This window comes from Micromonospora sp. NPDC005171 (genome assembly GCF_040608575.1).
Lineage (GTDB): Bacteria > Actinomycetota > Actinomycetes > Mycobacteriales > Micromonosporaceae > Micromonospora.
In genome coordinates, this window is sequence record NZ_JBEXIM010000022.1 from 1 (window position 1) to 21,861 (window position 21,861).

18 protein-coding genes and 3 pseudogenes are annotated in these 21,861 nt (G+C 67.8%); 7 read left to right on the top strand and 14 right to left on the bottom strand.

Annotated elements, in window-relative coordinates; all coding sequences use genetic code 11:
• Positions 1-77: 77 nt before the first annotated feature.
• From ABZU74_RS22825 to ABZU74_RS22845, 5 genes and pseudogenes are all read right to left on the bottom strand, one after another.
• Positions 78-288: pseudogene (locus ABZU74_RS22825) on the bottom strand (hypothetical protein); the annotation flags it as partial.
• A 66-nt stretch (positions 289-354) separates the two neighbouring features.
• Complete coding sequence (locus ABZU74_RS22830) at positions 355-2,649, bottom strand: hypothetical protein (RefSeq protein WP_355427260.1); 2,295 nt, start codon at positions 2,647-2,649, stop codon at positions 355-357.
• Between the two features lie 398 nt (positions 2,650-3,047).
• A pseudogene (locus tag ABZU74_RS22835) lies at positions 3,048-3,226 on the bottom strand (nucleotidyltransferase domain-containing protein); the annotation flags it as partial.
• Positions 3,227-3,638: 412 nt separating this feature from the next.
• Positions 3,639-4,607: a hypothetical protein gene (locus ABZU74_RS22840; RefSeq protein WP_355427263.1), complete on the bottom strand. Its 969-nt coding sequence runs from the start codon at positions 4,605-4,607 to the stop codon at positions 3,639-3,641.
• 314 nt (positions 4,608-4,921) lie between these two features.
• Positions 4,922-5,368, bottom strand: a complete 447-nt coding sequence (locus ABZU74_RS22845; protein WP_355427266.1) for a hypothetical protein — start codon at positions 5,366-5,368, stop codon at positions 4,922-4,924.
• 213 nt (positions 5,369-5,581) lie between these two features.
• Here ABZU74_RS22845 and ABZU74_RS22850 point away from each other — a divergent pair, with 213 nt between their 5' ends.
• From ABZU74_RS22850 to nhaA, 5 genes are all read left to right on the top strand, one after another.
• Positions 5,582-5,998: an STAS domain-containing protein gene (locus ABZU74_RS22850; RefSeq protein WP_355427268.1), complete on the top strand. Its 417-nt coding sequence runs from the start codon at positions 5,582-5,584 to the stop codon at positions 5,996-5,998.
• Between the two features lie 149 nt (positions 5,999-6,147).
• The gene (locus ABZU74_RS22855) at positions 6,148-6,756 is read left to right on the top strand and encodes an STAS domain-containing protein (protein WP_355427271.1); all 609 of its coding nucleotides are present in this window, start codon (positions 6,148-6,150) and stop codon (positions 6,754-6,756) included.
• A 173-nt stretch (positions 6,757-6,929) separates the two neighbouring features.
• A complete protein-coding gene (locus ABZU74_RS22860; RefSeq protein ID WP_355427273.1) occupies positions 6,930-7,205 on the top strand; it encodes a GlsB/YeaQ/YmgE family stress response membrane protein in 276 nt (91 codons plus the stop codon).
• A gap of 193 nt (positions 7,206-7,398) precedes the next feature.
• Complete coding sequence (locus ABZU74_RS22865; RefSeq protein WP_355427452.1) at positions 7,399-7,692, top strand: BON domain-containing protein; 294 nt, start codon at positions 7,399-7,401, stop codon at positions 7,690-7,692.
• Between the two features lie 203 nt (positions 7,693-7,895).
• Positions 7,896-9,215 (top strand): Na+/H+ antiporter NhaA, encoded by a 1,320-nt coding sequence (gene nhaA, locus ABZU74_RS22870; protein ID WP_355427276.1) that lies wholly within the window; start codon positions 7,896-7,898, stop codon positions 9,213-9,215.
• Positions 9,216-9,230: 15 nt separating this feature from the next.
• Here the strand turns inward: nhaA and ABZU74_RS22875 are convergent, their stop codons facing one another.
• The 3 genes from ABZU74_RS22875 to ABZU74_RS22885 are packed head-to-tail and all read right to left on the bottom strand — an operon-like array spanning position 9,231 to position 12,264.
• Positions 9,231-10,280, bottom strand: a complete 1,050-nt coding sequence (locus ABZU74_RS22875; protein ID WP_355427279.1) for a helix-turn-helix domain-containing protein — start codon at positions 10,278-10,280, stop codon at positions 9,231-9,233.
• Positions 10,281-10,340: 60 nt separating this feature from the next.
• On the bottom strand, positions 10,341-11,129 hold the full coding sequence (locus ABZU74_RS22880; RefSeq protein ID WP_355427281.1) for an ABC transporter permease subunit: 789 nt from the start codon (positions 11,127-11,129) through the stop codon (positions 10,341-10,343).
• On the bottom strand, positions 11,107-12,264 hold the full coding sequence (locus ABZU74_RS22885) for an ABC transporter ATP-binding protein (protein ID WP_355427284.1): 1,158 nt from the start codon (positions 12,262-12,264) through the stop codon (positions 11,107-11,109). The genes ABZU74_RS22880 and ABZU74_RS22885 overlap by 23 nt, the downstream gene beginning before the upstream one ends.
• On the opposite strand from ABZU74_RS22885, the gene ABZU74_RS22890 reads away from it, so the two are divergent.
• Positions 12,242-13,132, top strand: coding sequence for an ABC transporter ATP-binding protein (locus tag ABZU74_RS22890; RefSeq protein WP_355427287.1), 891 nt, complete (start codon positions 12,242-12,244; stop codon positions 13,130-13,132). The genes ABZU74_RS22885 and ABZU74_RS22890 overlap by 23 nt on opposite strands.
• Here the strand turns inward: ABZU74_RS22890 and ABZU74_RS22895 are convergent.
• The 6 genes and pseudogenes from ABZU74_RS22895 to ABZU74_RS22920 form a co-directional block, all read right to left on the bottom strand.
• Positions 13,034-13,327: a family 1 glycosylhydrolase gene (locus ABZU74_RS22895; protein ID WP_355427455.1), complete on the bottom strand. Its 294-nt coding sequence runs from the start codon at positions 13,325-13,327 to the stop codon at positions 13,034-13,036. The two genes, ABZU74_RS22890 and ABZU74_RS22895, sit on opposite strands and share 99 nt — an antisense overlap.
• Positions 13,328-13,382: 55 nt before the next feature.
• Positions 13,383-13,838 (bottom strand): annotated as a pseudogene (locus ABZU74_RS22900) (family 1 glycosylhydrolase); the annotation flags it as partial.
• A gap of 62 nt (positions 13,839-13,900) precedes the next feature.
• Positions 13,901-17,032 carry a family 78 glycoside hydrolase catalytic domain gene (locus ABZU74_RS22905; RefSeq protein ID WP_355427290.1) on the bottom strand — a complete coding sequence of 1,044 codons (3,132 nt, stop codon included), beginning with the start codon at positions 17,030-17,032 and terminating at the stop codon, positions 13,901-13,903.
• Complete coding sequence (locus ABZU74_RS22910; RefSeq protein ID WP_355427293.1) at positions 17,029-18,288, bottom strand: extracellular solute-binding protein; 1,260 nt, start codon at positions 18,286-18,288, stop codon at positions 17,029-17,031. Before ABZU74_RS22910 ends, ABZU74_RS22905 begins: the two co-directional genes overlap by 4 nt.
• Before the next feature lie 258 nt (positions 18,289-18,546).
• Positions 18,547-19,368: a carbohydrate ABC transporter permease gene (locus ABZU74_RS22915; protein ID WP_355427296.1), complete on the bottom strand. Its 822-nt coding sequence runs from the start codon at positions 19,366-19,368 to the stop codon at positions 18,547-18,549.
• Positions 19,365-20,207: a sugar ABC transporter permease gene (locus ABZU74_RS22920; protein WP_355427299.1), complete on the bottom strand. Its 843-nt coding sequence runs from the start codon at positions 20,205-20,207 to the stop codon at positions 19,365-19,367. The genes ABZU74_RS22915 and ABZU74_RS22920 overlap by 4 nt, the downstream gene beginning before the upstream one ends.
• 389 nt (positions 20,208-20,596) lie before the next feature.
• Here ABZU74_RS22920 and ABZU74_RS22925 point away from each other — a divergent pair, with 389 nt between their 5' ends.
• Positions 20,597-21,631, top strand: a complete 1,035-nt coding sequence (locus ABZU74_RS22925; RefSeq protein WP_355427302.1) for a LacI family DNA-binding transcriptional regulator — start codon at positions 20,597-20,599, stop codon at positions 21,629-21,631.
• Positions 21,632-21,861 lie beyond the last annotated feature (230 nt).

The following is a 21,861-nucleotide window of genomic DNA, read 5'->3' on the forward strand; positions in this document are numbered from 1 at the left end:
CCCCCCCAAACCGGGCTGTCGCGGCCATCACGGCACCCTCCTCAACAGGCACAACGCCCGGCAGGTCAGGCCGGAAACACCAACTTGTTGGATCCACAGACTTCCGGCGACACCTCACCGGCCTGCTCGGCCAAGGTCCAGCCGTTCTTACGACCCAGACCAGAGAACAAACCCACACACGTACTGACGCACCCGCAGCCGCGGCTCCGACCGCCGAAACCGAGGCCCGATCCGGGCATGCAACCGGTCCAACTCTCCATGCCACCGATCGACATCAACGTCCGTCACAGTCGGACCAACGAACGCGAGTCGAACCCGATTCGTCTACTGCCGTTTGCAGTACTAAGGCATGTCCTATCGCGTGCCGATGGTGACGGCGCGCTCGCCGGGCCGGTACAGCAGCAGATGGTCCGCGCTGCCGGTATGCCCGAAGTCATAGGCGACGATCCGGTCCTGGACGTTGCGCAGGTCGAACCAGCCGACGCTGCCGACGCCCAGGTGGGAGACGTGGACCGCCGAGTACGTGTCGGTGAGGTCGTGCCGCACCACGTCCAGGTAGCCGGTGCCGGGCCGGTAGACGACGAGGTGGTCGGCCATGCCGGTGTGGGCGTAGTCGAAGGCGACGATGCGGTCCCGCGGATCGGCAAGGTCGTAGCCGGCGATGCCGCTGGACGAGACCAGGTGCGGCCAGAAGGTGTTGCCGGCCGCGTGCCCGACGATGGTGACGAGCCGGGCGCCGGGGCGGTACAGCAGCAGGGCGTCCTGCTTGCCGGTGTGCGCATAGTCGTAGGCGATGACCTGGTCGTCCGGGCTGGTCAGGGCAAATCCTTCGATGCCCTGATGCGACCCGACGACCGTCGTGAACGGCCCCGCGGCGCTGTGCTGCAGGATGAACAGCACGTTGTCGCCGGGCCGGTACGCCACGAGGTGGTCGAGCTTGCCGGTGTGCTCGTAGTCGTAGGCCACGAGCCGGTCCTTCGTCGACGCCAGGTCGTAGCCGCCGATGCCGCTTGTCGAGGTGTACACCGGCCAGAAGCTGCCGTCCGACGCGTGGCCGACGACGTACACGACGCCCGTACCCGGCCGGTACAGCACCAGGTAGTCCTGCCGGCCGGTGTGCGCGAAGTCGTAGCTGATGATCTGGTCGTTGGTGCTGCTCAGATTGAAGCCGCCGATCCCGTTCGTGGACCTGAACACCGTCTCGAAGCTGGGCCGCTCGGTGCCGACCGTCGCCTTTCGCCGCAGCACGTACACGATCCCGGTGCCCGGCCGGTAGACCAGCAGGTGGTCGAGCTTGCCGGTGTGCTCGTAGTCGAACGGCACCACCCGGTCTCGGGGATCGGCCAGGTCGTACCCGCCGATCCCGCTCTGCGACTTGAACGGCACCCGCAGGTCGGGGTTGGTGAACGCCAGGCTCAGGTCGTCGTAGAGCGCCACGTCCTTCTTGACGAAGCCCTGCTCCTCGACGATGCCGTACGGGTTGCCTGGGGAGTCGCGGTACGAGAACAGGACGAGCGGGCCGGTGTAGTCCTGCGCCTGCCACATACGGACGCCCTTGACCATCTGGTCCCGTTTCGTCGAAAACCACCAGCCGGGATTGGGGGTTATCAGCCCGTAGCCCCACTCGGTGCCCCAGATCTTCTTGCCCGCGTCGTCCCTCCGCACCATCACGTCGCGGACCGCGGCGAGCTCACCACAGATCTGCCCGGGCGTGTCATCGGCCGGCGGTCCGAACAGGTTCTCCCAGGGCGCGCCACACTTCGGCATGTCCGGGGCGTCGTTCATATTGGAGTACGGATGATGGGCGACCGCATCGAACGTGTCCTTGTAACCGTGGGCGTACCCCCAGTCCAGCCATGCCGACGGCGACCTCGTCGCGTCGAGCCCCGCCGACGCACCGGCCAGCACATAACATTGGCCGCACGTGGTGCGGATCTCCGTGGACGCGATCTTGACCAGCTCCCAGTACCGGGCCAGTGTCGCGGTCGCGTCGGCGGCCGGGTCGTAGCGCCCGTCCCCCGGCCGGATGACGCCGTCGTCGCCGTACACGCCGTCGTACTTGCCGAAGCCAACGATGTTCGGCTCGTTCCAGATCTCGAAGGCGTCAACGATGGGCGGGGTGCCGGGCGGCGAGCCCGGCGGCGGCCCGTAGTGCTGCACCGTCAGGTCCACGAGCGTCTTCCAGCCCTCGCTGTCCGTCGGCAGCCAGGTCTCCGGCGGGTCCTGGTTCGGCTCCTGCGTCCAGATGTGGCCGCCGTTGAGCCAGGAGGGCGAGCCGAACAGGGTCACGAGCGGCCGCATGCCTTTGCGGTGCGCCTCCATCACCACCCGGTCGAGGTGGTCGAAGTTCATGTGGATGGCACCCGTGGCATCTTTCGACGCGTACGTGTGAAAGTCGGTCCATGCCCTGATGATCGGTGTGCGGCCCGGGACGAACGACTGGATGCGGTCCAGATGATCGCCGATCCCGCCCGGGGTGTCGAAGTCGAAGCCCACCTCGGAGAAGCCGACGTCACGGTTGCTGTAGGGGTAGCGCGACGGCGCCGGGTCAGCGGACGCCGGGGCGCCGCCAGCGGCGACGAAGACCGTGGCCGCCAGCGCCATGAGGGCCGCCGCCGACAGGGAGACCAGGCGTTGTGCTCGGATCATGGGTGACCGTTTCCGCCTTCCGCTGCGAGCGCGCCGTGAAACGGTCGCTCAGACACACGGACCCAAGGCGGACAGGCTTGTCGCCATGCAACGCACCCGCGACGCCCCGTGTTGACACCCCGCGTGTCATCCGCCGCGCGAGGAATGTAACCGATCTTCGATACACCAATCAAGAGCGTAAGGTGAACAGTTCGCTACCGTCCGCACGGTACGCGCCGGTCGCAGCAGCGATCGGCCCTGGACCAGCTTCGACGGTGGCCGACTGATGGGACTGGAGAGCGGCCGCAAGGTATGTGCGCGCCCATCGGGCATGCACGGATCAGAAGGTTAGGGGTTCGAGATCCCTTCGAGCGCGCTTGATCGACTGGCGTCTAGCCTCCGGGGACGCGGGTCAGGCAGGAGAACTGCTCCACCGCCGGACCGTCGAGGTGGGTGGGCGGCTTGTCGAGGTGCCAGAACGCCCGTGTGGGTGCCACATAGACACCACGTCGGTCGTAGTCGGAGTCCGGTCATGCAGCCCGTACGCCCGCGACCCGACCACAACGGCAAGAACCTGCCGCTCGACAAGCTCGATCACGCCCGGGACGCTACCCAATCCCCGCCCCGCACGCGCCGCCCTTTTCAAACACTCCGCATCTGTGAACGTGAGCTCTTCGACGAAGAAGTGCCCACGGTGGTCCGGGCCAGACTGCGAAACAGGCTGGTACTCGTCGCCGTAGAGCACGGATCTCGACATGGGCGGACGTCGCCGGAAGCAACAACCAGGATCCCAGTGCTGGCCCCTTAGGGTCCGCCAGAGAGGTCACCACAGCAGATGTGCTGGTATGGCATCACAGGGTCGGATCGGGCTTCCATCTCACAAGACAACTTGTCGAACCGGTGGCCCCTGGGAGCCTCCGGGATGGTCGTGATCGATCCGGGCTCTGCTGGTCGCTGCAGGACATTCCGGAGCTGCCCGGTCGGCTCACCGCCCTCAGCCGAGGGCCTGGTTACAGCATGCGGGTCAGCTCGTGCATCGCGGCGAACTGCGTGTCCGGGCGTGGTGGTGGCAGCCGCAGAAGGTTATCGGCGTCGCGGTCGCGCTGGTGGCTGCCCAGCACGATTTCGGCGCGTTCGAGTGTCGGGTGATCAACGAAGGGGGCGAGCGCGTCGACGGGTAGGTGCGGCGCTGCGACCAGAAGCTCCCGCAACTGCGGTGCCGCGGCGAGGCCCTCAAGGGCTGCTGGGTGGCGGAGATGACGCATCCCGAGGCATTCGGCCCGCGTCAGCATGGTGTTGGAGCCGAAGTCCGCAAGCCGTTCGACGGCGAGCGTTTCCAGCCACAGCCACTGCAGTGCGCGCAACCGTGTCACCGGGGTGAGGTCGCTGATCTTTCGCACCTGGCGCAGTGCCAGGTAGCGAAGTGTGGGGATCTGGGTGAGCCATTCGCTGTTCGTCAACGAGCCGAGGGTCAGCGCCAAGGCGTGCAGGTGTGGCAAGGCAATGACGGGCAGGACGTGGTCGACGGGAAGCCGCCACAGCGACAGGTCCCGCAGGCCCGGGTTGGCCTGTAGCACTTCGGTGCGCCCACGCCGGTGCTCGACGACCCTCAACCGGCGAAGCCGACGAAACTGGGCAACAGGAGCGAGATCGAGAGGTCTGCGGGTCTCCCCGATGTCAAGGAACTCCACATCAGCGGTCAACTGATTCAACGGGGCCAGATCGGTCAGGCGCCACAGGCCCGCGACACTGAACCGGCGAACATGTGGAAACCAACGCAGGAACCGCAGCGTCGCAAGGTCGTCATCGAACCCGTAGACCCGCAGCGGGACCATCGGATGATCCACCAGGAGCGCGGCGACCGACCGATACTCCGCCTCGGTAAGCGGCTCACTGAACTGGACGACATCCGCGTGGCCCAGCCGGGCGCGGAGCTGCGCGACGTCGACCGGACTCCGCACCTCCACGACACTGCCCATCCCCACATGATCCTGTACCGCCTACCGCCCGCGGCGCCACGGTCATCGTCCGCGTCGTGCGCACGGCTGCGGACCTTCGCTACGAGTACCAGCTCGCTGCGATGAACGAGCAACTCGGCATTCAACCGTCTGGTTGCCCGCCCGTCCACAGCTGGCCACCACGTCGTCAACGGTCGCACGCGCCTACCGCTCAGCACAGTCGGCCCGTCCGTCGCGTAACGCTGAGGAGTGACGCCCGGTCGGCGGCAGATCCGGACACCCGCCAGGTGCGATGTTTCAAGACCGACGGCGGTTTATTGCGTTGCCCGGGTGATTCAGGCCGGGCCACCCGGAGCGTCGGGCAACGCGAACCAGCAGCCCTCAACCACCTCACGTAGGTGACCTTCGCGGGCAAGTTCGATACACGCCTCGACAATGTCCTCATGGTTGTAGCCGTCCTCGGCGGCTTTGTCGAGAAACCAGCGAATACGCCAGGCGTCGAATGCTTCGACCTCGCGCCCGAGGACGGGATCGGTGACCAGGTCGACGTCCACCTCCCTGCCGTCGGAGTTGACCATGCGGCACCCGGCGCCGTGGACGGTGTACGTGATCCCGCTGCGGGTGAAACCTTCCCGGGGCAGTTCCCGGCGCGAACGAACCGCCGCCAGAAGATCCGCGATGTCCGCGATGGGGAGCAAGTCGGCAAGTAGCCGACCACGTATATCGCGCAGTTCAGCGACGAACCGCCGAACGGCGGCAGCCGATGAGGCACCCTGCGCCATGCCGTCCAGTATGAGCGTCCTGCCCACACCGCAGCAGCCCAGACGAGTACGGCCGTCATACCGGGCATCATCCCCAGACGACCGGCTCGGCGGCCAACCGTGTCAGCCGGTTGGCTGATTTGTCACGGAACTGTCACAGATCCGCGTGGTGACCGCCAAGCCAGCACGGCAGGGTCCTAGACGACCGCGCCCGTGAAGGAGAGGAGTGTGCCCGTGACAGGACCGCTGGCAACCACGACGTGCACGCTGCCGCTGGTCGAGGTGTGCATCACCGAGTTCAACCTGGCCTGCCTTCCGGCGACCGGAGCAGTGTTCGAACGACTGTTGGCCTTACACCCCGCACAGGTGGTGGTGGACCTGTCCGGGTGCCGGCACATCGACGCCGCCGCCATCGGCCTCCTCCTCGACGTGCACCGGCGGCTGGCCCGTGCCGGCGGGGTCCTCACCGTCCGCAACCCGAACCCGCGCATCCGGCGCATCCTGCACACCGCCCGTCTGGACCAGATCCTGCCGGTCGTCGACGCTGCCTCATCGTTGCCGTCCTGCACGCCCACGACGGGACAGGAGCCCGCCTCCGCACCGCCGGCGTTGGTCGCTCATGGCCGCGCCCCGGTGAGAGCCCCGCACTGACGAACCGCCAGCGGTCTCACCTTCCCCACCATCGGGTTGGACCGCCACCCGGCACGGAAACACCAGGCTCGGAAGCCAAGCCGCTTCGGCACTGCACGAATGCCGTGTCCCACCGCACGGAGAGACACGGACCAGGAAGGACCAGAAGAATGACAGTTGTCCCGGACGACCACCTCATGACCCTGATCTGCGACACCTGCGGCGACACCGTCAAGGCCACCGCGTGCGTGCTCCCCGACGCGGAGGTCGTCTGGACCCTGGTGTCCGAACAGGGCTGGAGCGGTTCCCCTTTCGCCACCGGCCCGCACCGCTGCCCGCACTGCAGCCTGCTGCCGCTCCCTGGTGGCGGCCACGCGTCGTGCGGCGACCACGGTCCCGGTGGCATCCTCGGCATCGACCACCTCGACGACGTGACCGTTGTCGCCGCCGCCGGTGACGTCGATCTCGACACCGGGGACACCCTGCGCACCGCCCTGCGTCACGCAGCCGACATGGGCGGGCACGTCGTGGTTGATTTGAGCCAAGTACACCTCATCGACTCCACCGGCCTCGGTCACCTCGTCCGTGCCCACCGCGACGCCCGAGACCGTGGGGCCACCCTCTGCCTGGCCGCGCCGTCGCGGTTCATCCGTACCGTCCTGCACACGATGCGCCTGGACGGGGCCTTTCCCATTTTCGACAGCCTCGAAGACGCTCTCGCCCAACTGTCGGTGTCGGAGCGGCCAACCGCCACCGCCGCCACGGCCACCCCTTCCTGATCGAACTCGGTCCCGGACCGAGGGCATCCTCGCCACCGGTAGCGACAACCGGCACCCAGGGATCGGATCGCAAGGAGCCAAGGCCATTCGAATGGCCGCTGGTGCACGGCGAATTTCCAGTACCAACCCACTTTGTCGTAGCACTCGTGCTCGAAGGAAGTCCGAGGGAGCCCATGAGCATCGCTGGTCTCGTCACCGCGCTCCTCGTCGGCGTCGCTGTCGGCCTGCTCGGCAGGCTCGTCGTCCCAGGACGCCAGGAGGCCCCGATCTGGCTGACGGTGTCCGTCGGGGTGGTCGCCGCGCTGGCGGGCAGCATCGTCGCCCGTCTCGCGGGCGTCGATACCAGCACCCTCAACCTCTTGGCTCTGGTCATCCAGGCCGGCCTCGCCGGCATCGGCGTCGTACTCGTCGTGGCCACCGCCAGGCCCGACCCATCCGACTCCCCCTGAACCGCAGACGACGCAGCGCCAGCACCAGAAGCCAGCCACTAGCAGGTTCAGGCCGGTTTTCGTTCAAGTGGACGAGGAGCAGGAGTGAAACCTCTGAGTCCCACCCGATCGCGTTCCCGGCAGGCCTGAGGTCACCGGCTCACCGTCCGCCATCCCGCCCGGCCTCGTCACAATCAAGGAGCTGACCGTGTACATGCCATGGCCGTTGCCCGATGAGAACTGGTTCGCCGACACCTCGCACCAGCCCGAGCCGGACCACGAGGACCGGAGACTTGAGGCGCTGGTCGCGCAGCGATTGAGCATCGACTGGACCACGAGGCGCCAGCAGATCACCGTTTCCGTGCAGAACCGGGTCGTCATTCTCGCCGGCGTGGTGAGTGACGCGAACACGCGGCAGGTCGCGGCGGACCTCGCCTACGACGTGCCGGGCGTCTTCGACCTCTGCAACACACTGCGGCTCAGCGGCCCGCGGCGTAGCCACTGGTGACCGACGATCATCGGTGACTCCGGCTCAGGGCCACATCCAAGGCGCGAATGACCTCCAAGGCTGCACGCTGCCTAGCCGTGGATGACACGCTCTCGTTCTCAGGGGCGGTGACAGGCTGATGATCGTCGTTTGGCTAACGTAGTAACCGGTGTGCCGGGAAGACTGGTCGGCGACTTCGTCACCGACCCCACCAGAGGACCACGATGAGCCGCCCACCGGCTAACCGCACGCCACTCCTGCTCAGCCGCAGGAGTTGGCCTGAGGTACGCCGGATCGGGGACATTCTCCGGACCGAAACGGTCGGTGGGGTGCTGCTGCTGGTCGCCGCCGTGGTTGCTCTCGCCTGGGCGAACTCTCCCTGGTCCGGCGGGTACCGCTCACTCGCCGACGTCACCGTTGGCCCCGAGGCACTGCATCTGGACCTCTCGTTGGCGCAGTGGGCTGCCGATGGCCTGCTAGCGATCTTTTTCTTCGTCGCCGGGCTGGAACTCAAGCGCGAGTTTGTCGCCGGCGATCTCCGCGAGCCCCGCCGGGCGATGCTTCCCGTCGCCGCCGCGCTCGGCGGCATGACGCTGCCGGCGTTGATCTACGTGGCGTTCAACGTCGGGACCGGCGACGGGGCGTTGACCGGGTGGGCGATCCCGACCGCCACGGACATCGCGTTCGCCCTCGCCGTGCTCGGAGTGATCAACACCAGCCTGCCCTCGGCGATGCGCACGTTTCTGCTCACCCTCGCGGTGGTCGACGACCTGCTGGCCATTGTGATCATCGCGGTCTTCTACACCAGTGCCCTGCACTTCGGGCTGCTGCTGCTCGCGCTGGCCCCGATGGCGCTGTTCGGTCTGCTGGTTCAGCGCCGGGTGCGGTCCTGGTGGCTGCTGCTACCGCTGGCGGTCACGACGTGGGCGCTGGTGCACGCCTCCGGGGTGCATGCCACCGTCGCCGGGGTCGCGCTGGCCTTCACCGTGCCGGTTCTACGCCGCAGGCCGGGACATGGTCCTGGCTTGGCGGAGCACTTCGAACACCGGATCCGGCCCCTGTCCGCCGGGGTCGCGGTGCCGGTGTTCGCGTTCTTCGCCGCCGGAGTCTCCGTTGCCGGGGCGGGTGGCCTCGGCGCAACCCTGACCGACTCGGTCGCCCTGGGCGTGATGGTGGGGTTGGTGGTGGGCAAGGCGGCTGGCGTTCTCGGTGCCACCTGGCTCGTGCAGCGGTTCACCCGGGCCCGGCTCGCGGAAGGGCTGGCCTGGTGGGACATGGTGGGGTTGGCGCTGCTGGCCGGGGTCGGTTTCACCGTGTCGCTGCTGATCGGTGAATTGGCGTTCGGCGCCGGGACCGAACGTGACGACCACTCCAAGATCGGCGTTCTGCTCGGGTCGCTGCTGTCGGCGGTGCTGGCCACCGTCGTCCTACGCGCGCGTAATCGGCATTACCAGGGGGTCTGCGCGCTGGAGGAGCGTGACAGCGACGCCGACGGGGTGCCAGACGTTTATGAGGAGCAGCCGACCAGGACGACGCCGTCCTGATCTGGCGCTCCTGGGCTATGAGGGCCAGCCGAGCAGTCGAGCGCCGAGTACGGCTGTTTGCAGCGTGAACCGTTGGGTCGGCTCGCCGGGGTGGTAGCCGGTCAGGTCCCGGATGCGGTCGAGTCGGTAGGTGATCGCGCGGACGGACAGGTGCATCTGCCGGGCGGTCGCGGTGTGGTTGCCCTGGTTGTCGAAGAGCACGGTCAGGGTCTCCAGGTACGGCTCGGCACCGCCGCGCGCCGTGGTCAGTGGCCCGAGGACCGTGGTCACCAGGTCGGTGATGGCGTCGCGGTCACGCAGCAGCACGGGGAACACCAGCAGATCGGCGGCATTGAGGACGGGCGTGGTGAAGCCGAGCCTGACGGCGTAGTCGAGGGTGTGGCGGGCCTCGTCGAGGGATGTGGCCAGGCCATGCACCCCCGGTTGGGTGCGGCCGACGGCGATCTGCCAGTTGTCCGCGCCGAGTTCGGTGAGGAGCAGGTGGGCGAGTTCGGCAGCGATGCCGCGTAGGCCGCCGGCGCTGATGCAGACCACGTCGCCGTCGCGGAGGGTGGTGAGGGTGTTGCCTTCGCCGAACCTGGAGGCCAGTGCGGCATCGATGCGGTGCGTGATGCCGGGAGTCAGGCCGGCCGCACGGGCGATGAGGACGGTGTGGCTGGCCGACAGGCGGATGCCGTACCGGTGTGCGCGCTCGGCCAGACCGCCTGGGTCGGCGCGGCCGGTGAGCAGGTCGTTGACGAACGCGGCACGTTCGTTGTCGTGGCGATCCAGCTCGGCGCGGTTCTGCCGGGTGTACCCGTCGACAGTGTCGGTGAGCAGGACACGGGCGGTACCCAGCAGTGTCTCGGCGCGGGCATGCACGGCGACGGCGGTGTCGGTCGACGCGACCGGGGTGGCGCTCCAATGGGCAGTGGTGGCATCCAGCAGACCGGTAACAAGCTCGCGCAGCGTCAGCCCCTCATCCGCTGCGCGGGCACCCAGGTTGACCGCTGCGTGACGCCGGGCACTGGCCGGGACGTACAGCAGATCCTGGCAGTTGGCCGCCAGCCAATTGTCGTCGCTCATGGGCTGTTCCTTGTCGGCGTGCTGGTGGCCGCCGGTAACCGGAGGCCACCAGCCTCAGGTTTACACACCGATGTCGCGGCGGTCGAACACGATGACTCCAGCGGTCGTGGTTGCGGCACCGATGAGCACGAGGGCGAGAAGCTCGGCCGGGTGCCAGCCGGTGTGCAGCGGGTCGGTGCCGATGAAGTAGTGAAACGGTGACAGCCAGCGCACCCAGTGCCACCCGTCGAGCATGCCGCCGATGGCGTTGGCCATGTAGGTGGCCACGGCAAGGCCACCGGTGATCGCGAGGACGGCAGCCCGTTTTCCGGTGGCGGCGCCAACGAGGAAGGCGATGCCGGCGAAGCTCCACACCAGGGCGACCAGGCCGGCGGAGGCGGCGGCGACGTTGGACAGGGCGATGTCCATGCCGATCCAGGGAACAATGATCATCAGCAGTATCCCGGGGATGGCGGCGATCCCGGTGAGCGCGCTGCCGGCGGCGGCCACCCGTTGCCAGGCGAATGAGGCTCGCGCGACCGGGTTGGCCAGCATCAGCTCCATGCCGCCGTCTTCCTCCGGCCGAGCGATCGTGCGGGCAGTCAGCGTGATGGCGCACATCAGGACCAGCAGTGGGCCGACCAGGCTGAAGATGGTCGCCTGCAGATAGCCGGCGGGCGACAGCATGTCGGCGATGCCGAGGAAGTCCAGCATGCCCTGGGGCAGAGCGTCCTGCTTCAGCTCCGCGGCTCCCTGGAACTGGCTGTAGAAAGAGGTGTAGATGGCGGTGAACGCCGCGACGCCGCCGGCCCAACCGATCAGTGCCAGGCGGTCGTCACGCCAGGTCTTACGCACCAGCGCGGGAAGCATCGCCGGCTCCTTCCCCGTGGTAGTAGAACGACAGGAACGTCTCTTCCAGGTCGGGTTCGGCCGACAACATGTCCACCACCTGATGACGCGCCGCTGCCTTGATCAGCGGATCGATGCGGCCGTCGACAGTGCATTTCAACACCGGGCCGGACACCACCACGTCACTTACTCCGGGCAGGACACTGAACTCCGCCGGGTCCACCGGATCATCGAAATGAATCTCGACGGCGCGGACCGCCCGCTTCCCCAGTGACTCAACCCGCTCGACCGCGGCCAACTGGCCGTCGCGGACGATGGCGACCCGGTCGGCCGCCTGCTGCACCTCGGCCAAGACGTGAGAGGACATGAAGACGGTCTGCCCAGCAGCACTGGCGTCGCGGACCATGGCCAGGAACTCCTGCTGCATGAGGGGATCCAGGCCACTGGTCGGCTCATCCAGGACCAGCACCGCCGGCCGGTGCATGAACGCCTGCACCAACCCGACCTTCTGCTTGTTGCCCTTACTCATCGTCCGTACCGAGCGCGAGAGGTCCAGGTCGAGCCGCTCCGCGAGCTCGGTCACCTGCGACCAGGCCACGCCGCCGCGCGCTGCGGCGAAAAAGCGCAGCAGGTCTTCCGCCTTGTCCCGCCCGGGAAACACGAGTTCGCCGGGCAGATAGCCGATCTGACGGTGCAGTGCTGCCTTGTCCCTGCGTGGGTCGAGCCCGAGCACGGTCGCGTGTCCACGAGTGGGGCGCAGGAAGTCCAACAGCAGTCGGATCGTGGTGGTTTTCCCGGCTCCGTTCGGTCCCAGGAATCCCACCACCTCCCCGGCGCGAACCTCCAGGCTGAGCCCCTCGATACCGCGGCGCTGACCATAGAACTTGGTCAGGTCCTCGGTGAGTAGGGCGATGTCGCTTGTCATGCCCACATCGTCGCTGGCCTTCCTTCCCGGCATCCAGGTCAGCATCCGGCCGACATGCCGCTGAGGCCGTTGCCGAACATCGGAAGCCAGTAGCCCGAATGCCAGCCCGGGCGGCCTCCGCGCCGCGAGCGCCGGGAGTACCCTCACGTCAGGTGCGCCGGGAAGTCTGGTCGGCAGGTCATGTCGTGCTGCGGCTCTGGAGGCTCCGATGGGCGTTTCTGCCCTGCGCACCGAACATCTGTCCAAGCGATACGGGCGGCTACTCGCCCTCGATGACCTCACCCTCGACGTGCTGGCGGGCGAGGTGTTCGGGTTTCTCGGCCCCAACGGCGCCGGGAAGTCAACGACGATCCGGCTGCTGCTCGGCCTTGCCCGACCCACCTCCGGACGGGCCTGGGTCTTCGACACCGACGCCGCCGATGTCGCCGCGGCCCACCGCAGGCTCGCCTACGTGCCGGCGGATGTGGCGCTGTGGCCACGGATGACCGGCGCCGAGGTGCTGGACCTGCTCGCCCGCATCGGCCCTGGCACGGACACCGCCTACCGCGACGAGCTCATCCAACGATTCGCGCTGGACGTTTCCAAACCGGCCGGCACCTACTCGACGGGTAACCGGCAGAAGGTTGCTCTGATCGCGGCGTTCGCCACCCGGGCGCCTCTGCTGGTGTTGGACGAGCCGACCAGTGGCTTGGACCCGCTCATGGAACTGCAGTTCCGGCAGGCGGTCGGCGTTGCCCGCGACAACGGGCAGACGGTGTTCCTCAGCTCCCACCAGCTCGCAGAGGTCGAGGCCGTCTGCGACCGCGTCGGCATCCTGCGCGCCGGTGAACTGGTGGAGGTGGCGTCCGTCGCACAGCTACGTCGACTGCACCACACCGAAGTGGCCGCGACATTCACCGGCACGCCACCGGACCTCACCGGCGTCCACGGCGTCCACGGCCTGCACGCGGAGGGCGCTGCGACCGTGCGGTTCACTATGAACGGTTCCCCCGCTGCGGCGCTACGCGCCCTGGCCGACGCTGATGTGGCGACGATCGTCGTCCGCGAGCAGAGCCTGGAGGAGATCTTCCTCGCCTACTACGGGCAGAACGCCCGATGATCGCGACCATGGCGGCAGCAGCCCGCCGGGAGCATGTGCTGAGGGGGCTCGCGGTGCGCCAGGTGCGCCGTGGTGCCCTGGTCGTGACCGCTGTGGTCGGTACCCCTCGCTCCACTCGAAATTGTCGAACGCCGACCAGTGCAGGTACCCGCGCACATCGACACCTTCGGCGCGGGCCTGGGCGAGGGCGGCCAGGTGGGTAACCCTCTAGGTAGCCGTGCAGGGCGATCATCTGCGGCTCGTTGATGGTGCAGATGTACGGCATCAGCGAACCCAGCTCAGCCGTGACCCGAGCGCAGTAGCGGGTGAACACGTCGATGGCGTCCGGGGCGAGCCAGCCGCCCCGGGCGGCGAACCAGCGCGGCAGTGTGAAGTGGTGCAGGGTGACGAAGGCGGTCATCCCGGTCCGGGCGAGCGCGGTGAGGACCCGTCGGTAGTGGGCGATGGCGGTGCGGCTGAACTCGCCGGGCGCCGGTTCGATCCGCGACCACTCGATGGACAGACGGTGTGCGTTGTGCCCCAGGGAGCGCAGGAGCGCGAAGTCATCGGCGTACCGATGAAAATGGTCGATGCCGTCGCCCGACGACGCCTGCGCGGCCGACCAGGGCTGGTGTTCGAAGTCCCACCAGTCGTTGTTGGTGTTGCCGCCCTCGACCTGGTGGGCCGAGGTGGCGCTGCCCCACAGGAAGCCGTCCGGGAAGTCCACGCGAGTCCTCTCCCGGGTGGAGGCGTGGCCTCCGCGCCCGGGGGCGCGGAGGCCACGTCATCTCACCTGGTGGTGAAGGTGTAGGTGCCCGACGGCGCCCGGTAGACGGCATAGCCGTCCTCGGTGCGCAGGAGCTTCGTGCGGTGCGGAGTGCCTGTCACCGTGCCGCCGAGGGTGGGTACCCACACCTCGGCGGTGCTGTTCGGCGGGACGGAGACGGTCAGCCGCAGGCGGTCGCCGGTGCGGGTCCACTCGGATCGGGCCGTCCCTTGCGGGGTCGTGTAGCTGCCCTTGACGAACGTCAGGTCGCCGACCACCTTCGGCTGGATGACCAGATCGCGGTAGGCGGTGGTGCCGTCGGCAGCACGGATGCCTGCCAGGCCGGCGTGGAACCACTCCTCGATCTGGGCGAGGATCATGTGGTTCTTCGAGTCGCCCCGGTTCCACCGCTCCCCCATCGTCGTCATGCCGCCCGGGTTCGCGGTGGTGGACTCCATGAAGTAGCCGTAACTGGGCTGCTCGTCCTCCTGGATGAGGTCCCACAGCACGTCGTCGCGGCCGCCGTCGGACAGCGCCCGCACTGTCGGTGCCATGCCGATGGTGCCGCCGCTGAAGTGCGGGCCGTCACCGACCGGGTGGAACGCGTAGACGAGTTCCACGAGTGCGTCGAGGACATGTTGCCGTTCGCCGTCGGGCACCAGGCCGGCGTCGAGGGCGAGGGCCTGCGCCGTCTGGGTGGCGCCAACGCTGCCGGCATTGCCGTCGGTGGTGTAGCGGCGCAGGGTCGTGTTGTAGAAGGCCGCGTTGAACGCCGTCTTGATGTCCGCAGCGAGAGCCGTGTACTTCTGCGCGTCCGCGGGACGGCCGGTCAGCTCCGCCAGCTTCGCGAGCTCGCTGATCATGAGGTAGTAACCCCAGGTGCCGGTGATCCGGCCGGAGGTCTGGTCGGCGGACACCCAGTCGGCCAGGGCCGCGTCGACGATGTGCCCGACCGCCTTCTGCCGCTGGATATAGTCGGCGAACCGCACCATCGGCTCGTAGTAACGGGCGGCCGTCTCGGTGTCGCCGTACAACTCCCGCAGGAATCCCGGCACGAGGATGATCGCGTTACCCCAGTTGACCTCGTCACCGAAGCGGCCCGAGTAGCCCCAGTCGTAGACGGGGGTCTTGAGGGCCACGTTGCCGAACATCGGGGTGTCCGCCATCGACTGGCCCTCGACCAGGTGCCGCTCGTGGGTGCGCAGGTAGGCGGACAGGTCGAAGTTGCGGTGGATCGAGCCCATCGGCATGGTGTAGTCCGCCGGGTAGGACAGCTTCTCCCGGCCGGGGCAGTCGGTGAAGACGGACATGATGTTGCCGGCGAACGAGTACCAGGCCATGTCGTGGATGCGGTTGACCCGCGCGTTCGAGGTGACCACGGTGCCGGCGAGGGGCGTGTCCGCCTGTACCCGCAGCCCGCTGATGGTGTCCCTGGTCGGCACGTAGCCTTCGGGCAGGCCGGTGACCTGCACCCACTGCATGCCGAAGTAGTTGAAGTCCGGCCGCCAGCTCTCCCCACCATGGAGCCCGGCCGCGGTGTAGGTGTTGAACAGATCGGTGCCGCGGCTGCCTCCACCACCCATCAACGAGGCCTGATCCACGGTGCCGTCGGCAGCGAGGGACTCGGCTGGCGACAGGCGGATCGTGGTGCCGGCCGGCACACCCGGCTTGAGCGTGAGCTGCGGCAGGCCGACGATGTTCTGCCCGAAGTCGAACACCCAGGTGCCGGGTTTCGGGTTGGTCACCGCGACCGGGGTGAACTTCTCCGCGATCGTGATGGGCGGTGCGGTGCGTCCGACCAACTTGGTCGCGAGGTTCGGCGGCGGTGCGATTCCGGCGGCGATCCATCCGGCCGGGCTGCCGTCACGCCGTTTCGCGGTGGCCGTCAGGTCGGCGCGGGGAAGGTCCCACCCGGGCTGCTCGCGGCGGGCGTCGTGATCAGACCCGGAATACCAGGCGTCGGTGACAAGCGGGCCCGGCGACGTGCGCCACTCGCGGTCCGAGACGATCACCGTCGAGGCCCCATTCGTGTACGAGACCTCGATGCGGGCGATGAGCCGTGGGGTGACGGCCGCCCCGGCGCTGGCATCGCTGGCTGCGACGTTGTTTCCGGAGCCGGTGACAGTGGCGCCGGTGGAGTGTGGTTTGGACAGGCCGGGGGTGAAGGTGATGCCGGTACCGTCGGCGCCGGCCGTCCCGATCGCGGTGATGACCCGCGACTCCAGGTTGTCGCCACCGCCCGCGGTGTCGACGTTGATGGTGCCGCCGACGTGGTAACCGGTGACGCTGTCGAGGCGCACCGTGGTGGCCCCGGCCTCGGTGTCGGCGGTGAGCACGCCGCGGCCCTTGAGTTGGCTCTGCCACCAGGAGTACGGCGACGTACGCCCGACCGCCGGGTTGGTGACACTGCGCCGCACGTACGCCGGGCCGTTGCCCAGCTTTACCCCGACGGTGTTGTCGCCCCTGCGAAGCTCGTTGGTGATGTCATAGCCGCGGTACTCACTCGACAGTTGGTAGTTCGAGTAGCCGGGGGCGAGGACCTCGTTGTTCAACTCGCGGCCGTTGACGGTCGGCAGATGCATGCCGACGCCGGACAGGTAGAGCCGCGCGTGACTGACCTTACGGCGGGAGTCGATGCTGAACTGGCGGGCGAAGATCGGCATCGGTTGGGTGTCGACGCGGTCGGGGTACTCGATCCATTCCGCGCTGCCCCAGTCGGATTGCTGGAGCAGGCCCACCTCCCAGGTGGAGCGTGCGCTCCACGCGGTGGCGCGTCGGTTGGCGTCCCAGACCCGGACCTGCCAGGCGAGGCGTTGCCGGGAACGGAGCGCCGTACCGGAGTAACGGACGCCGGACTGGATGGCGGAGGTGACCTTGCCAGAGTCCCAGATGAGCCGATTGCGGCCGAGGTCGCGGACCTGGATCTGGTAGGCGGTCTGCCGGTCGGCGGCCGCCGACCGAGTTTCGGCGAAGCGCCAGCTCAGCAGGGGGTTGGGGTTGTCCAGCCCGATCGGCTGGTCGGGGCGACCGTCGACGCGTAGGTCCACGACCCGCACGTCGGGACCGACGGCACCAGCCGGGGTGGCAGCGAGGACTGTGGTCGCGGCGAGCGTCGCGGCGAGCCCGAATGCGGTGATCAGGCGTACGGCTTTCATGATCCTGCCTTGTAGTCGGCGTCCATGTCCTTGAGGACCTCGTCGGTGGTTGCCTGGTCGCTGAAGATCTCCTGCAGGCCGCTGAGCATGGTCTGCTGGACCTTGGCGTTGGGCCACAGCTGATCCATGAACGGCACCGTGCGGTTGTCCTTGACGTACGTGGTGAGTTCGGTCAGGCCCGGGTCGACGGTGGTGGCGGCGGTGGGCAGCGTCGGCAGGCTGCCCTGGGCCTCGTTGAACAACTTCATGCCTTCGGGAGACATGACGAAGTTGACGAACTTGAGTGCGAGTTCCTTGTTCTTCGCCTTCGCGTTGACGCCGTAACCCATACCGGCGGCGGCAGGCATGAGGAAGCTCGCCGCGTCGTCGGTCGCCGGCAGCGCCTTCATGGTGAACGTGCCGTTCGGGTTCTTCTGCTTCAGCAGGGCGATGACCCAGTTGCCCTGGATGACGCCGAGCGCCTTACCGGTCGCGGCCAGGGTCTGGCTGGCTTCGTAGCTGGTGCTGAGAGGGCTCTTCTGGAAGCAGCCGGCCCTGTTCATCTCCTGGTACTTGGCCATGGCGTTGGCCCACGGCGACCCGGCGAAGGTGGCCTGGCCGCTCTGCATCTTGGTGTCGAAGTCCTTGTCCGTGCCATAGACCTCGGTGGCCACCAGGGCGTACAGGACGAGCTGGGTGACCCAGTTGTCCTGGATGCCGAGGGCGAAGGCGGGAGTGCCCTTGCCGGCGGCGGCCCTGCAGAAGGCAAGCAGGTCGGTCCAGGTGCCCGGCGGGGTCAGGCCAGCCTTGCTCACCGCCTCGTCGTTGTAGACGGCACCGATCCCGTTGAGCCCGAACAGCGCGTTGTAGGTCTTCCCCTCGTACTGGGCAAGCCTCTTGAACGCGTCCGGCAGCTGTGCGGCCCACGGCTGGTCGGACAGGTCGAGCAGGTAGCCGGGCTTGGCGATCACGTAGGTGGCGCCGGGATTGCCGTTGCCCGGCCACACCGACATCACATCGGGTGCGGTGCCGGAGGACAGCTGCGTACGGATCTGCTGCTGATGCTGGTCGGCGCCGCTGGTGGTGAGGTTGACCTTCACACCGGGGTTGGCGGCTTCGAAGGCTTTCACGACCGGTTCGATGGAGCCCTGGTCGACCGAGGCGATGGTGAGGGTGTCCTTGCCGCCGGAGCCGGCGTTGGTGCCGCTGCTGCAGGCGGCCGTCAGGGTCGCGGCCATCAATGCGGCAGCGACGGCGCTGAGTCTGCGTGGTTTCACGATGTCTCCCACGTTGGAGATGAATCAGGCGGGGCGGTGAAGGTGTAGCGGCCGGACGTCAGCCGCAGGGTGAGCCCGGCGGCATCTGGTTCGGCCCCGAGAACCCCACGGGTTCCGGCGGCGGGCACGTCGTTCTCGCGCACGTCGGCGGGGTTGGTGGTGGGGATCTGCAGTACGGCGGTACGTCGCGGCAGACTGGAATCCGTCCTGGCCCGTCCGGCGGTTGGGTGCGTTGCTCGACCTGCAAGCCGTACGGGGTCATCCCTTCAGCCCTCCGGCAAAGCCGTTGATGATGCTGCGCTGCAGTGCGAGGTACACGGCGAGTACGGGCACGATGCTGATCAGCAGGGCGGCGAAGATGAGGTTCCAGTCGGAGACGAACTGGCCGACGAAGCCGGCGACCGCGACGGGCATGGTCTGCTGGTCGCTGCCACTGAGGTAGAGCAGCGGGGTGAAGAAGTCGTTCCACACGCTGACGGCGTTGAGGACCAGCGCGGTCAGGGTGATCGGCTTCATCATCGGTAGGACGACGTAGCGGAAGGTCGCCAACGGTGTGCAGCCGTCGATGGCGGCGGCGTCCTCGAAGTCGCGGGGCATCGCCCGCAGGAAGCCGACGTAGAGGAAGGTCGTGAACGGCACCTGGAGGCCGGCGTAGAACAGCACCAGCGACCACACCGAGCCGAGCAGACCGAGGTCACGGACCGTCTGGTAGAGCGGCAGCGACGCGAGCTGGAACGGCAGGACCAGCCCCAGCATGATCAGCAGGAAGGTGGCGCGCGACCAGTGGGCGGTGGAGCGGGCGAGGGGGTAGGCAGCCAGCGAGGAGACGGCGAGGACGATCAGGACGCTGGCGGCCGTGACGAGAACGCTGTTGATCAGAGCGCCGCCGAGACCGGCCTCCTGCCAGGCCTGGGTGAAGTTGCTCAGCGTCGGCGCGACGGTGGGGCTGATCGGTGACGAGGTGTCCGACGGGGCCCGGACGGCCAGATTGATCAGCACGTAGACCGGGAACGCGAAGGCGAGGGCCACCGCGATCATGAGCACTTCGAGCAGGAAGGTGCGCTTGGTGTAGTGGTTCATGACGCCGACCTCTCGTTGCGGGACAGCACGGCGTACTGGCCGGCGGAGGCGACCGCGACGATGACGGTCAGCACGACGGCGAGGGCGATGCTGTAGCCGAACTCGCCGAGGGTGAAGGCGTCCTTGTAGATCAGGGTGGAGATGGTGTCGGTGGCGTGTCCCGGGCCGCCGCCGGTCAGCGCGTACACCTGGTCGAACAGCTTGATCCCGCCGATGATCGACAGCATCAGGTTGACGGTGATGGCGGGGGCGAGCAGCGGCCTGATGATGGACCAGAAACGACGGACCGGGCCGCTGCCGTCGATGGCGGCTGCCTCGTAGATCTCCTTGGGCACCGACTGCAACCCGGCCAGGAAGATGACCATGGAGTAGCCGGCGAACTGCCACACCACGACGAGCACGATCATCCAGAGCGCCAGGTCCGGGTCGCCGAGCCAGTCCTGCCGCCACGAGTCGAGACCGACCGCGCCGAGCACGGTGTTGACAGCACCGTCGTAGCTGAGCAGGTTGCGCCACAGATAGGCGGTCACGATCGGTGTGACCACCGCCGGCGCGAACAACAACACCCGCAGGAAGTTCCGGCTCTTGATCGTGCTGTTGACGCCGAGCGCGAGCAACAGCCCGATGCCGTTCTGAATCACCGTGACCGCTGTCGCGATGAGCACTGTGTGCCACACGGCCGACATGGCGTCCGCGTCGTGGACCATGTCGGTGAAGTTGCGCAGGCCGATGATCGTGAAGTTCGGGTCGAGGCCGTCCCAGTCGGTGAAGGCGTAGTACAGGCCACGTGCGCTGGGCACCAGGACGACGAAGGCGAACAGCAGCAGCGCGGGAACCATGAACCACCAGGGCGGCGCGCCCGGTCGACGGCGTGCGGGCACTACCGTCGGCGGTGGTGAGGAACGTTCTTTCACCTGGACTGTCACTGGATACCCACTTGATTGAATCGTTTCATACCACGAGGGCCGAGGGTCTCGTGGTAGAAGATGCGAACAGTGAGAGGGTGCGGAGCTGCGTCTCTCGCGTCACGGCCTTGGTTGCGAGAACGGGCAACGTTTTCCAAAATGTTTCGCCGACCTTAAGAGTCGACACCGACAAGCGTCAAGAGATGCGCCGCTGGAGCCCGCGAGGGTCGTAGGCGGTGATCTTTTTTTGATCATCACCGGGCCTCGCCAGACAGCCATGCCATCCCTAGACTGGGCAACGTTTCCCGGAACGAGGAGATCGGATGCCGAGACCGCCAGCGCCGACGCGCCGAGTCACGATCATCGACGTGGCCAAACACGCCGGGGTGTCGACCACCGCCGTGTCCAAGGTGCTGCGTAACGCGTACGGCGCCAGCCCGCAGATGCAAGCCAAGGTCCGGGCCGCCATCGACGAGCTCGGCTACCGCCCGTCGGCGTCCGCCCGTGGGCTGCGCGGGCAGACCTTCACCATCGGCGTGATGCTGCCCGATCTCCGCAACCCGTTCTTCGCCGACATCCTCGACGGCATCAGCGCTCAGCTGGACGGCACCGACTACCAGGTGCTGATCGCCGCGTCCTGCAACAGCGAGCCAGGCGAAGCCCGCGTCACCGATGCCATGATCGACCGCAACATGGATGGCCTCATCCTCATCGCCCCACTGACGTCCCGGCAGCGCCTGGAACGCATCGCCCGCACCGTACCCACCGTCGTCGTCGGCCGGCATGGACGCTCCGCCGTCCACGACACCGTCGCAGACGACGACTTCATCGGCGCCGGCCTGATCGTCGCCCACCTCGCCGAGCTCGGTCACCGCCGGATCGCCCACATCGAACATCACGAGACCAACCCGATACGGCTAGCCGAGATGCCCAACGCCGTACGCGCTGACGGCTACCGCCACGCCATGCACGCTCACGGCCTCGGCGAGCACATCGACATCGCCTCCACCACCTATACGCAGCAGGGCGGCTACCTCGGCGCGCAGCAGCTGCTCGCCCGGCCGCAGCGGCCGACGGCCATCTTCGCCGGCGCCGACATCGTCGCCATGGGAGTCCTGGACGCCCTCGCCGATGCCGGCCTGTCGGCGCCCGCCGACATCTCCGTCGCCGGCTACGACAACACCACCTTCGCTGCCTTCGGTCCGATCTCACTGACCACCGTCGACCAGGCGGGCCACCAGATCGGCACCAACGCCGCCCGACTACTGCTCGACCGCATCACCGACGGCAGTCGGCCCACAACCCAGGTGAAGCTCTCCCCCACCCTCGCGGCCCGGCGGACGACAGCTCCCCTGTAGCGGCAACGCCTGCCGCCCGAGGACGCTCCTCGGTCCCGCACCTTCGGACGTCCTGGGCCTCGGCATCCGCCGTGGATCCTCTGACCCAACGGGCCGGTCGCATATTCATTTGCGTGAACGTCTTCAGTTGATCAGCGTGAGCGCGTAGCCTTCCTGAGACCAGTGGTGAAACGATTCATTCAGTCCACCGCCCCTCGCCCGGCTCGGACCTCCACCCCCACACCCGTGCC

Bases quoted from the DNA above. Each gene is read 5' to 3' on its own strand.
- ABZU74_RS22920 (WP_355427299.1), bottom strand. From the start codon at position 20,207: ATGGTTCCCGCGCTGCTGCTGTTCGCCTTCGTCGTCCTGGTGCCCAGC.
- ABZU74_RS22905 (WP_355427290.1), bottom strand. From the start codon at position 17,032: ATGAAAGCCGTACGCCTGATCACCGCATTCGGGCTCGCCGCGACGCTC.
- ABZU74_RS22845 (WP_355427266.1), bottom strand. From the start codon at position 5,368: ATGGCGCAGGGTGCCTCATCGGCTGCCGCCGTTCGGCGGTTCGTCGCT.
- ABZU74_RS22865 (WP_355427452.1), top strand. From the start codon at position 7,399: ATGCCATGGCCGTTGCCCGATGAGAACTGGTTCGCCGACACCTCGCAC.
- ABZU74_RS22840 (WP_355427263.1), bottom strand. From the start codon at position 4,607: ATGGGCAGTGTCGTGGAGGTGCGGAGTCCGGTCGACGTCGCGCAGCTC.
- ABZU74_RS22925 (WP_355427302.1), top strand. From the start codon at position 20,597: ATGCCGAGACCGCCAGCGCCGACGCGCCGAGTCACGATCATCGACGTG.
- ABZU74_RS22830 (WP_355427260.1), bottom strand. From the start codon at position 2,649: ATGATCCGAGCACAACGCCTGGTCTCCCTGTCGGCGGCGGCCCTCATG.
- nhaA (WP_355427276.1), top strand. From the start codon at position 7,896: ATGAGCCGCCCACCGGCTAACCGCACGCCACTCCTGCTCAGCCGCAGG.
- ABZU74_RS22860 (WP_355427273.1), top strand. From the start codon at position 6,930: ATGAGCATCGCTGGTCTCGTCACCGCGCTCCTCGTCGGCGTCGCTGTC.
- ABZU74_RS22875 (WP_355427279.1), bottom strand. From the start codon at position 10,280: ATGAGCGACGACAATTGGCTGGCGGCCAACTGCCAGGATCTGCTGTAC.
- ABZU74_RS22915 (WP_355427296.1), bottom strand. From the start codon at position 19,368: ATGAACCACTACACCAAGCGCACCTTCCTGCTCGAAGTGCTCATGATC.
- ABZU74_RS22855 (WP_355427271.1), top strand. From the start codon at position 6,148: ATGACAGTTGTCCCGGACGACCACCTCATGACCCTGATCTGCGACACC.
- ABZU74_RS22880 (WP_355427281.1), bottom strand. From the start codon at position 11,129: ATGCTTCCCGCGCTGGTGCGTAAGACCTGGCGTGACGACCGCCTGGCA.
- ABZU74_RS22890 (WP_355427287.1), top strand. From the start codon at position 12,242: ATGGGCGTTTCTGCCCTGCGCACCGAACATCTGTCCAAGCGATACGGG.